Origin of the sequence: Streptomyces sp. NPDC058632, from assembly GCF_042717095.1 — a bacterium.
Lineage (GTDB): Bacteria > Actinomycetota > Actinomycetes > Streptomycetales > Streptomycetaceae > Streptomyces.
In genome coordinates, this window is the sequence record NZ_JBHXQZ010000085.1 from 22,790 (window position 1) to 34,302 (window position 11,513).

Sequence of the window (11,513 nt, forward strand, 5' to 3'; positions counted from 1 at the left end):
GGCTCCGGAGCGGGGCGAACCGTTCCGCTTGTGCGCGCTTCCCACGATCGGGCGAAGCGCCCGCCCCGCCCGTTCACTCCCCCGTACCGGCCTAACCGTTCCCGGGAATCCCCATTCCCTGCACCAGGCCGGTCACCTCGGTGTCGGCCGGGGTCAGCAGGAAGACGTTGCGGTCGACGCGGTGCATGCCGCTGCCCAGGCCGAAGACGACGCCGGTGCTGAAGTCCAGTATCCGCTTGGCGACGTCGCCCTCCGCGCTGGTGAGGTCGAGCAGGACCGGAATCCCGGACATCAGCGTCTCCGCGACGTCGCGGGCGTCCGCGAACACGTTCACCCTCAGGACCACGAGGCGGCGGCGCGCCTCGGTCTCGGCCTCGGGGGCGGACCGGTGACCCACCGAGGACGGCCAGGCGTCGTGGCCCCGTAGCGGAACGACCTGGGCGAGTCCCTCCCACTGTTCGTCGGTGACATCGTGGCTGTTCACCGGCATGCTCCGTCCTGGGTGGTGCTGACTGTCTGCATCGGGCAATTCTTACGCATGGTCACCCGTTCGGCCCAACAGCGACACCCTCCGCCAACCCGGAACGCCCGAGTCCGGCACTTCTGCCCCGGGGCCGGGTCAGGTAACTTCTACGTTGCTGTAGATACCGATTGTCGACAGCGGCCGGGGACCTGTGCGGTCCGGCCCGGTCGGGGAACACGTCCCCTGCCAGAATCGTTGGATCCCAGACAGAGCCCACCCGGGCCGCCCGGCGCATCGGTCGCCGGGCACACCGAAGAGGAGTCACGCACGTGTCCGCCAGATCGACGGACCCCCCGGGGCACAGTCCCCGACCATCCCGTCACGCACCTGTTGAAATCGGCACCCGGCGGGGTGGTGTTCGATGAGTGCCGTAGAGGCCTTGCTGGGCCTGCTCGCCGTGTTCGTACTCACCGCCGGCACCGGTTATTTCGTTGCCCAGGAGTTCGCCTACGTCTCCGTGGACCGGCTCGCGCTCGCGCGTGAGGCCGAGGCCGGGGACCGCAGGGCCGCCCGCGCGCTGAAGGTGCTGGAGCGGCTGTCCTTCATGCTGTCGGGCGCCCAGCTCGGCATCACCGTCACCGGTCTGGTCGTCGGTTTCATCGCCGAGCCGTCGGTGTCCGCGCTGCTCAGGCCGGCGCTGTCCGGCCTCGGACTGCCGGACGCGGCGGTGAGCGGTATCTCGGTCGTGCTCGCGTTCGTGCTGGCCACGATCGTCCAGATGGTGCTCGGCGAGCTGGCCCCGAAGAACCTCGCCATCGCCGTGCCCGAACGGCTGGCGAAGGCGCTGGCCGGCTCGACCCTGGCGTATCTGAAGGTCGTCGGACCGCTGGTGCGGATCTTCGACAATGCCGCCTCCGGCCTGCTGCGCCGCATCGGCATCGAGCCGGTCGAGGAGCTGCACCACGGTGCCACGCTGGAGGAGCTCGGTCATCTGATCGGCGAGTCCCACGAGAACGGGGCGCTGCCCGGGGACAGAGCCACCCTGCTGGACCACGCGCTGGAGTTCTCCGAGCGGACCCTGCACGCGGTGATGGTGCCGCGCGCGGACGCCGTCTTCGTCCGCGGGGAGGCGAGCGCCGACGAGGCGGTCGGCCTGATCGCGGCGCACGGCCACTCCAACTACCCCGTGCTCGGGGATCACCCCGACGACGTCGCGGGGGTGCTGGGTGTGCGTGAACTGATGGCGGTGCCCGCCGACCGGCTGGCCGGCGCCACCGCCGGCCGGATGGCCAGGCGGACCCTGCTGCTGCCGGACACGCTTCCGCTGCCGGACGCGGTCGCGCGGATGCGCGAGCAGGAGGACGAGTTCGCGGTCGTCCTCGACGAGCACGGCGGCGTGGCCGGCATCGTCACCTACGAGGACATCGCCGAGGAGCTGGTCGGTGACATCGCCGACGAGTCCGACAAGGTCTCCGAACTGGCGGTCGCCGACGGTGACGGCTGGCTCGTGGACGCGGGCCGCCGGCTGGACGAGGTGGCCGGGGCGACCGGCGTCCAGCTGCCCGAGGGGGACGACTACGAGACGGTGGCCGGCCTGGTCGTGGACCGGCTGGGCCGTTTCCCCACCGTGGGTGACCGGGTCACCGTCGAGCTGCCCAAGGACGGCCGCGCGGTGATCGACGTACGCACCCTGGACCGGCATGTCGCCGAGCGGGTGCGGGTCACCCGGATCGCGCCCCCGGTGGAGGACGGCATGGAGAAGGCGGAGGAACCCGCATGAGTTTCCCGATGGCTCTCTTCGTGACCGTGCTGCTGCTGATCGGCAGCGGGTTCTTCGTGGCGGCCGAGTTCGCGCTGGTCGCCGCCAAGCGGCACCGCATGGAGAAGGCGGCGTCCGAGGGGCGGCGCGGCGCCGGTGCCGCGCTGGCCGGCATGCGCGAGCTGTCGCTCATGCTGGCCGGTGCCCAGCTGGGCATCACGGTGTGCACGCTGGGCCTTGGCTCGGTGTCCAAGCCCGCGATCTCGCACGAGCTGGACCCGCTGCTGCACGCCCTGGGTCTGCCCAGCGCGGTCAGTTACGGGGTGGCGTTCGCCGTCGCGATGATGCTGGTGGTGTTCCTGCACATGGTGGTCGGCGAGATGGCTCCCAAGTCGTGGGCGATCGCCCACCCGGAGCGTTCCGCGATGCTGCTCGCCCCGTCGTTCAGGGCGGTGGTGAAGGTCGTCCGGCCGCTGATCCACGTGCTGAACGTGGTGAGCAACGCACTGGTACGGATGTGCCGGGTGAGCCCGCGCGACGAGCTGGCCTCGGTCCACGACCGTGAGCAGCTCACCCACCTGGTGGTGGAGTCGGAGCGGCTCGGCCTGATCAGCAAGACGGACTCCCAGCTGCTGACCCGTTCGCTGACCGAGCCCGACACCCCGGTCGGCGCCCTGCGGATCCCGGCCGAGGAGATCGACTCGGTGGAGGGTGACGCGGGGGTCGACGAGGTGCTGCGGGTGGCCACCGCGTGCGACCGGACCCGGCTGCTCGTCCGTGACGGGGGCACCGTCCTCGGCGCGATCCACGCGCGGGACGTGCTGGTCGCCCGTGCCCGGGGCCGGGCCACGAGCGCCCGCGAGCTGGCCCGCCCGGTGCCCGAGCTGACGGACACCACGACGGTCGCCGACGCGATCGACGTGCTGCGCCGCCGCCGGGGCACGCTGGCGGTCGTCCGGGACGACTCGGGCCGGCTGACCGGCATGGTCACGCTGGACGACCTGCTGGCCCGGCTGATGCTCCCGGCCGGGGGCTGACCGCACACCGGACGCGAGCACGACAGAGCGCCGGCCGGTCCGCGACACGCGGGCCGGCCGGCGCGTTTTCGCTCGGCGGGAGTGGCGGGGCGGCGCCGGGCCCCGACCGCGGTCCGACGAGGCCGTTCACACGCCCCGGCCCCTCACGAAGGCCCCGGCCCCGGCGTACACCGCCGACGGCCGGGGCCTTCCCCGCGGGTCAGCCCGCGACGACCGCCTCGGCCGCCGCGACCCCGCACACGCGCGCCGCCCCGTGCGTGGCGACGTGCAGCGCACCGCGCGGCGCGGACTGCGGTACGCCCATCTCCACGACCACGGTGTCCGGCCCGGACGCGAGCAGGGTGTCCAGGGCCGTACGCATCCACGGGTGCCGGTGCTCGTCGCGGACCACGGCGACCACGCGCCGGCCGGCCGCGGCCTCGAGCGCCCGCGCTCCGGCGTCGGGGCCGGTGAAGGAGTTGGTGGTGGTGCCGGGCAGCAGCCGCTCCAGTTCCGCGCCGACGCCCCAGGGGGTCTCGTCGCCGACGGCGATGTTGGCGGCGGGGTGGAAGGTGGCCACGTACACCGGTCCGGTGACCGGTGCGGCGGGCCCGGTGCGGGTGACGGTCACCGCGCGGCGGGCCGCCGTGAGGCCGATCTCCGGCTCGCGGTCGTCCTCGGCCCCCGGGGAGCGCCGTACGCCGGCGGTCCAGTCGGCCAGGGCGCGGACCCGGGCGGCGGCGTCGGCGAGCCGCTCCTCGGGGAGTTCGCCCGAGCGGACGGCGGCGACGAGCGCGTCCGTCAGGCCCTGCACCGTGTCCTCGTCGCACAGCCCGCCGCCCACGCAGATCGCGTCGGCGCCGGCCGCGATGGCCAGGACGACTCCGTGTTCGAGGCCGTAGGTGCCGGAGACGGCGCGCATCTCCATGCCGTCGGTGACGATCAGTCCCTGGTAGCCGAGTTCGCCGCGCAGCAGGTCGGTGAGGATGCGGCGGGAGAGGGTGGCGGGGCGGTCCGGGTCGAGGACGGGGACGCGGATGTGGGCGCTCATGACGGCGCGGGTGCCGGCCGCGATCGCCGCCCGGAACGGCTGGAGTTCGCGTTCGTGGAGCGTGGTGGCGTCGAGGTCGATGTGCGGGACGGCGTGGTGGGAGTCGACGCCGGTGTCGCCGTGGCCGGGGAAGTGCTTGGTGCAGGCGGCGACGCCGGTGGACTGCAGGCCCTCGACCCAGGCGGCGGTGTGCCGGGCGACCAGGCCGGTGTCGCCGCCGAAGGAGCGGACGCCGATGACCGGGTTGTCGGGGTTGGCGTTGACGTCGGCGGAGGGCGCCCAGTTGAAGTTGACGCCGCACTCGGCGAGCCGGCGGCCCAGTTCACGGGCGACGCCGCGGGTGAGGGCGGTGTCGTCGACGGCGCCGAGGGCGTGGTTGCCGGGGAAGGAGGAGCCGGTGCGGACCTCGAGCCGGGTGACGTCGCCGCTCTCCTCGTCGATGGCGACGAGGAGGTCGTCCCGTTCGGCCCGCAACTGCGCGGTGAGGGCGGCGACCTGCTCGGCGGTCTCGACGTTGCGGCCGAAGAGGGCGACGGAGGCGAGCCCTTCGGAGAGCCGGCGGCGCACCCAGTCGGGCGCGGTGGTGCCGGCGAAGCCCGGCTGGAGCACGGCGAGGGCGTCGCGGGTGAGGGTGCCGGTGCCGGTGGTGGATGTCGTCATCGAAGCATCAGCCCTTCACGGCGCCGTCGGTCAGGCCGCTGACGGCCTTGCGCTGCAGGAAGATGAAGAGGATCAGGATGGGAAGCGCGAACAGGGAGGAAGCGGCCATCGTCGCCCCCCAGTCGTCACCGAAGGCGGTGCGGAACTGCGACAGCCACAGCGGCAGCGTCTGCGCCTCGATGCTCTTGTTGAGGATCAGGACGAGGGGGAACTCGTTCCACGCGGTGATGAAGCCGAACAGGGAGGTGGCCATGAGGCCGGGCGCCAGCAGGGGGAAGATCACCTTGACGAACGCCTGGGTCCGGGTGCAGCCGTCGACCATGGCCGACTCCTCCAGCTCCTTCGGCACGGCGGCCACGTAGCCGCGCAGGGTGAGGAGCGTGAGGGGCAGCACCATCATCATGTAGAACGCGGTCAGCGGCACCAGGCTGTCGAGCATGTCGCTGTCGCGCACCAGCATGTAAATGGCGATGACCATGACCTCCCAGGGCGCCATCTGGGCGAGCATGAAGGTCACGATGAAGCCGCGCCGCCCCTTGAAGCGCATCCGGGCCAGCGCGAAGGACGCGATCAGCGCGATGACCAACGACAGCAGGACCGCGACCACGGTGACGGTGACGGAGTTGCGCACCAGCGTCCAGAAGTGGTCCGCGTGCACGGCCCGGTCGAAGTGCGTGAGGGTGACGTCGGTCGGGAACCACACGGGGCTCTCGGAGATGATGTCGCCCTGCGGTTTGAAGGCGGTGGCGAACATCCAGTAGACCGGGAACGCGAATCCCACGGAGAGGACGACGGCGGTCGCGTTGGGCCAGATACGGCCGAAGAGTGAGCGCTTCACAGCTCGTCCTCCTCCTGCTTGGTCACCGCGCGCAGGTAGTACGAGGTGATGACGATCAGCACCAGGATGGTCAGGAACGAAATGGCCGCGCCCATGCCGAAGTGCTGGTTTCCGACGCCCTCGACGAAGGCGTAGATCGGCAGGGTCTCGGTGAGCCGGTCCGGGCCGCCCTCGGTGACGGCGAAGATCTGCGGGAACGCCTTGAAGACCCAGATGACTTCGAGGAACGTCGTGGCGTAGAGGAAGGGCCGCAGGAACGGGAAGGTGACCGAGGTGAAGCTCTTCCAGGCGCCGGCGCCGTCCAGGGACGCGGCCTCGTACAGTTCCCTGGAGATGGTGGTGCTGGCGGCGTACAGGTTGATCGCCACGAACGGGACCGACTGCCAGACGATCAGCAGGGTGATCACCGAGAACGCGGAGAACTGGGTACCGAGCCAGTTGTGGTCCGCCATGGAGTGCCAGCCGAGCCTGTCCAGCGTCCAGTTGACGACGCCGAAGCGCTGGGCGAAGAGCCACTGGTAGACGGTGGTGGCGGCGATGACGGGCATGGCCCAGGCGAGGACCAGGCCCAGCATGAGCAGCAGTCGCATCCGGCGTCCCAGCCGGGCGAGCAGGAGACCGATGAGGGTGCCGAACCCCATGATCAGCACCACGTTGGCCGCGGTGAAGTAGACGGTGCGCCTGACGACCGCCCAGAACTCCGGATTTCCCAGGGCCTCCTGGTAGTTGTCGACCCCGTTCCATTCGGTCAGGTGCTGGATGAGCTGCCGCGCGTTCAGGTTCTGGAACGACAGCATGCCGTTCTTCACCAGGGGCCAGCCGAGCAGGATCAGCGTGGCGGTCAGGGCCGGCAGCAGGAGCAGGTAGGGGACTGCGGCCTTCCGGCCGTGTGAGGTCCTGGAACCGCGTGTCCCACGCGGGCTCGAAGGGGCCTCGGCCTTGCGGACATCGGGCTCCCCTGCCGTGTCCGTGCCTCGGGTCTGCACTGGCATGACGTGTCGTCTCTTCCATGGCCGTACGAGCAACACAGCTGACACCGGGGGCGCCGTGCGACGGCGCCCCCGGCACGAGGCGTCAGCTCTCCTGAGCCAGACGCTTGTTGATCTCGGCCTCGACGCTCTCGGCGGCCTCGGCCGGGGACTTCCCCTTCAGCACCGCCGTCATGTAGGCCTTGATCGGGTTGGGGGTGTTCTCCACCGCGGCCCACTGCGGGATCAGCGGGGTGGTGCCGCCGCCTGCGGCGGCCGGGGCGGCGGCCTCCGCGACCGCGTTGCCCTCCAGGCTGGACTCCAGGGACTGCTTGTTCGGGATGACGCCGTTGGCCTTGGCGAGGGCACCCTCGAACTCGTCGGACAGAGCGACCCTCAGGAACTCCTGGGCCAGTTCCTGCTTCTCGCTGCCGGCGGCGACGGCGAGGTTGGAACCGCCGAGGAAGACGCCTTCGGGCTTGTCCGCGGTCTCACCGGGGATGGTGAAGTAGCCGAGATCCTTCTCGATCTCCGGGTTGGCCTTGACGGCGGTCGCCGCCTCCCAGCCCATGCCGATGAAGGCACCGGTCCTGCCCTTGGCGAAGACGTCGGCCTGCTGCGGGGTGGCCTCGTCCTTGTCCTTGGGGGCCTTGGAGAACGAGGCGTACTTCCGGTAGATCTCCATGGCCGCGGCGACCTTGGGGTCGGCGAGGTTGGAGACGTACGTGTCGCCCTCCTTCTTCACCAGATCGGCGCCCTGGCCGATGATCAGGCCGTCGAAGAAGTACCAGTTCTGGCCGGGCATGTAGATCGGCTCGGCGTCGGTCTTCTTCCCGATGGTCTCGAGGTCTTCGAAGAACTCGTCACGCGTCTTGGGCGTGTCCTTGATGCCGGCCTCGGCCCAGATCGCCTTGTTGTAGATGACGACGCGGTTGGCGAAGTACCACGGAGCGGCGTACTGCTTGCCCTCGAAGACGGAGGACTGGTTGACCGAGTCCGTCCACTCGGCGCCGATCTCCTTCTTCAGGTCCTCCAGTTCGGCAAGGCCTCCGGTCGCCGCGTACGACGGGGTCTGGGTGTTGCCGATCTCGATGACGTCCGGCGGGTCGCTCTCGGAGAGGGCCGTGGTGACCTTCTGCTGGATGCCGTCCCACTTCTGGGTCTCGAACTTCACCTTCGCGCCGGTCTTCTTCTCGAAGGCGGCCTGCACGTCCTTGCTCCAGTCGGCCGGCGCCGAACCGTCCATCGTCCAGACGACCAGGGTCTGCCCCTCGAAGCCGTCCGCCCCGGTGTTCTTCCCGTCGCCGTCGTCTCCCCCGCACGCAGCGACGGAGAACAACAGGCCCGCGACCCCGATCGCGGCTATCAGCTTGCGCTTCACGCGCCACCCCTCCTCAGGAATGCCTTCCACACCCACGCCCTCGGCGGTGACCCTCGCAGCGGCGCAGCACTCGGCGGGCTGGGACCCGGCTTCCATAAATGGTTTAGACCAGCAAGGGGGAGCTTGGCCTAGACCTATGACCCTGTCAAGGGTCGCGCGGCCGATTGCCCGAGCCTCCTCCGGCACCTCCCGCGGGACCTGGAACTCCCCTTGAACGGGGACGCGTCGACGGTTGGACTAGACCAAAAGAAGACGTGCGGTTATAACGGGACCGCCGAGCGTGCGGCGCCGAACCCGGCCGTCCGCCGACGTGCACCGCGGCCGGCACCTGCCGTCCGCACCGCCGGACCCCGCACCCGGAAGGCAGGTCATGAGCACGGACCTCAGCAGCGCCCAGGCCGAGACGGGGGCACCGGACCCCACCGGCCGCGTCCCGAAGTACTACCGCATCAAGCAGCGCTTACTGGGGATGACCGAGGCACGCCCGCCGGGCTCGCCGATGCCGGCCGAGCGCTTCCTCGCCCTCGAGTTCCGCACCTCGCGCACCACCGTGCGCAAGGCCCTCCAGGAGCTGGTGAGCGAGGGCCGGCTGGTCCGCATCCAGGGCAAGGGCACCTTCGTCGCCCGCCCGAAGATCTACCGCACCCTCCAGCTGACCTCGTACACCGAGGACATGCGCAACCAGGGGCTCACCCCCGCCTCCCAGGTCCTGGACATCGACTACATGGCGGCCGGTGAGGAACTGGCGGCACTGCTCGAGGTGGAGCGGGGCGAGAGGGTGCTGCGGGTCGAGCGGCTGCGGCTGGCCGGGGGTGAGCCGATGGCGATCGAGGCGACCCATCTGTCGGCGCGCCGCTTCCCCGGCCTGCGCCGGAACCTCGCCCGCCGCACCTCGCTCTACACGACGCTCTCCGAGGTGTACGGGGTACGGCTGGCGGAGGCCGACGAGACCATCGAGACCTCTCCCGCCACCCCGCGGGAGGCCGGCCTGCTCCACACGGACGTGGGCCTGCCGATGCTGCTGCTGTCCCGCCACTCACGGGACGAGCAGGGAAGGCCGGTCGAGTGGGTCCGCGCGGTGTACCGCGGCTCGCGCTACCGGTTCACGGCGAGGCTGTCCCGCCCGGCGCCCTGACCCCCTCCGGCACCCCGACGCCTTCCGCCCCTGATACCGCCCGGACCCCGAAGGTCAATTGGTCTGGACCTTTGCACGGTCCGGACGGTATACACGGAGGGTCCATCCGGCTTCCACCCCAAGGACCCACCCCATGGCCATTCGGCAACGCACCATCGCTCTCGGCACGTTGGGCTTCGGCACGAGCGTCGACGAGGAGACGTCGTTCCGGATCCTCGACCGTTTCACCGAACTGGGCGGCACCGTCCTCGACACGGCCGACAACTACGCGTTCTGGGTCGACGGCGCGAACGGCGACGAGAGCGAACTCGTCCTCGGCGCCTGGCTCAAGAGCCGCGGGGCACGCGACCACGTGACGATCGGGACCAAAGCCGGTGCCCGGCCCACCGTCCCCGGCGCGGGCCTGGAGTCCGCCGAAGGACTGTCGGAGAAGGCGATCAGGTCGGCGCTGGAGGGCAGTCTGCGCCGGCTGGGCACCGACCGCGTCGACGTGTACTGGGCCCACATCGAGGACCGGTCCGTCCCCCTGGCCGAAACCGTGCACACCCTCGCGGACCTCGTCGACGAGGGCAGGGTGGGCGAGCTGGGCGTGAGCAACCACGCCGTCTGGCGCGCGGAGCGGGCCCGCGCACTGGCCGGGGACCGGCCGCGCTGCACCCACCTCCAGTACCGGTACTCGTACCTGCAGCCCCGCCTCGACATGCCGCTGCCGTCGTCCGCGCACGTGCACGCCACCTCCGACCTGCTCGACTACGCGCGCAGCGAGCCGGACCTGCTCCTGTGGGCGTACAGCCCGCTGCTGTCCGGCGGCTACACCCGCGAGGACGTGGAGATCCCCGCCGCGTACGACCATCCGGGCACACCGCCCCGGCTGACGGCGCTCCGCGAGGTCGCCGGGGAGCTGGGGGCGACCGTGAACCAGGTGGTCCTGGCCTGGCTGCTCGACCACACCCCCCGGATCCTGCCGATCGTCGGGGTCAGCCGGGTCGCACAGGCCGAGGAGGCCATGGCGGCCCTCGACCTGACCCTGAGCGCGGAGCAGCGCGACCGGCTGGACCGGGCCGGCCGGTGACACCCGGCCGACGGCGGTGAGAGCCCGCCGGCCATGGGCGGTGCCCGGCACACTCCGGGCGCCGCCCCCACCGCCCGGGGTGTGCCCCTCAGCCGGGCAGTGACACCGTCAGGCGCTGCGCCTGGTGGTCGGAGAGTCCGCGCGGGTCGTCGAAGTCGTAACGGTGCACCTCGAGCAGGTCGTCGGTGAACGCCCAGTCGAGCCGCCACAGGCCCGCCCCGTCGCTGTTCCAGGTGCCGGGCAGGACCGTCGCGGACGCGGGCAGCGCGTCCCGGAGGACGTCGCGTATCCCGTCCAGGTCCCGCATGGCCGGTGTGGTGTTGAAGTCGCCCGCGACGAACACCGGGTGGGGGTTGTCCGACACGTCCCGGAGCAGGGCCTCGTAGTGGTCCCGCCGCACGGCGTCGCGGGAGCGGATCTCACCGTAGAAACCGGCGCTCAGCACGCTGCGTTCGATGTCGAGCTGGACCGGGATGTGCACGTTGTAGAACGAGACCGGCCGGCCGCGCACATCGAGGTCCGTGCGCAGCACCTTGCCCTGCTCGAACTCCTCCTGCCAGGACGCGCCGCGCCCCGCGCCCCCGCCCTGCCCGACCGGTGTGCGGGAAACGACCGGGAAACGCGAGAGGGTGACCTGCTCCCCCAGCACCTCCACCTGGTATCCGGGGAACTCCCTGCGGATACGGTCCAGTTCGTCGAGCGGCGCGGGCCGTCCGTCGACCCACGCCAGGTACTCCTGCAGCAGGTAGACGTCGGCCCGCTGCGCCTTGAGATACCCGTAGAAGGTGTCGGGGGCGTCCGTGGTGTCCCAGTACTCGGTGTTCCACGAGACCACTTTCACCGCGCCCGCGGGTGCGCGGCCGGGGCCCCCGCCGGGCACCAGGGCGGCCCAGTTGACGCCGGAGCGGGTGAGCCCCGAGAACAGCAACAGCACGAGTACGACCGTCAGCGGCCGGCGCACCCGGCGCCCGGCCGCCGTCCCGGCGAGCGCCAGCAGTACCAGCGGCACGGCGACGAAGCAGACCGGCGGCACGAGGTCGGGAATCAGCCACACCCACCAGCGTCCGCTGAGCAGGAGGTTGAGCGCCGAGTACAGCGCCCACAGCACGGTGAGGCAGATCAGCGCCCCCGAGACGGCGCCCCGGCCCCGGCCGGGGCCGGGGCGTGACG

General features: G+C 71.2%; 10 protein-coding genes. 4 read left to right on the plus strand and 6 right to left on the minus strand.

The features are described from left to right. Window positions 1–91 precede the first annotated feature (91 nt). Window positions 92–490: a cell division protein SepF gene (locus ACFWVE_RS27190; protein WP_384019139.1), complete on the minus strand. Its 399-nt coding sequence runs from the start codon at window positions 488–490 to the stop codon at window positions 92–94. A 394-nt stretch (window positions 491–884) separates the two neighbouring features. On the opposite strand from ACFWVE_RS27190, the gene ACFWVE_RS27195 reads away from it, so the two are divergent. Together ACFWVE_RS27195 and ACFWVE_RS27200 are read left to right on the plus strand one after the other, a co-directional pair. Beyond that, on the plus strand, window positions 885–2,243 hold the full coding sequence (locus ACFWVE_RS27195) for a hemolysin family protein (protein ID WP_384019142.1): 1,359 nt from the start codon (window positions 885–887) through the stop codon (window positions 2,241–2,243). Next, window positions 2,240–3,259, plus strand: a complete 1,020-nt coding sequence (locus tag ACFWVE_RS27200) for a hemolysin family protein (protein WP_384019145.1) — start codon at window positions 2,240–2,242, stop codon at window positions 3,257–3,259. Before ACFWVE_RS27195 ends, ACFWVE_RS27200 begins: the two co-directional genes overlap by 4 nt. 199 nt (window positions 3,260–3,458) lie before the next feature. On the opposite strand, the gene ACFWVE_RS27205 is transcribed toward ACFWVE_RS27200, so the two are convergent. From ACFWVE_RS27205 to ACFWVE_RS27220, 4 genes are all read right to left on the minus strand, one after another. Then, the gene (locus ACFWVE_RS27205) at window positions 3,459–4,949 is read right to left on the minus strand and encodes a glycoside hydrolase family 3 protein (RefSeq protein WP_384019149.1); all 1,491 of its coding nucleotides are present in this window, start codon (window positions 4,947–4,949) and stop codon (window positions 3,459–3,461) included. 7 nt (window positions 4,950–4,956) lie between these two features. Further along, window positions 4,957–5,787, minus strand: coding sequence for a carbohydrate ABC transporter permease (locus ACFWVE_RS27210; protein WP_384019152.1), 831 nt, complete (start codon window positions 5,785–5,787; stop codon window positions 4,957–4,959). Next, a complete protein-coding gene (locus ACFWVE_RS27215) occupies window positions 5,784–6,779 on the minus strand; it encodes a carbohydrate ABC transporter permease (protein WP_384019156.1) in 996 nt (331 codons plus the stop codon). The genes ACFWVE_RS27210 and ACFWVE_RS27215 overlap by 4 nt, the downstream gene beginning before the upstream one ends. An 82-nt stretch (window positions 6,780–6,861) precedes the next feature. Then, window positions 6,862–8,136 carry an extracellular solute-binding protein gene (locus tag ACFWVE_RS27220; protein WP_384019159.1) on the minus strand — a complete coding sequence of 425 codons (1,275 nt, stop codon included), beginning with the start codon at window positions 8,134–8,136 and terminating at the stop codon, window positions 6,862–6,864. 370 nt (window positions 8,137–8,506) lie between these two features. Here ACFWVE_RS27220 and ACFWVE_RS27225 point away from each other — a divergent pair, with 370 nt between their 5' ends. Next, window positions 8,507–9,271: a GntR family transcriptional regulator gene (locus ACFWVE_RS27225; RefSeq protein WP_384019162.1), complete on the plus strand. Its 765-nt coding sequence runs from the start codon at window positions 8,507–8,509 to the stop codon at window positions 9,269–9,271. A gap of 133 nt (window positions 9,272–9,404) precedes the next feature. Continuing rightward, entirely contained in the window at window positions 9,405–10,343 is a 939-nt protein-coding gene (locus ACFWVE_RS27230) for an aldo/keto reductase (protein WP_384019165.1), read from the plus strand. 88 nt (window positions 10,344–10,431) lie between these two features. On the opposite strand, the gene ACFWVE_RS27235 is transcribed toward ACFWVE_RS27230, so the two are convergent. Further along, window positions 10,432–11,513, minus strand: a 1,082-nt coding sequence (locus ACFWVE_RS27235) for an endonuclease/exonuclease/phosphatase family protein (protein ID WP_384019168.1), incomplete at its 5' end; no start/stop codon positions are given.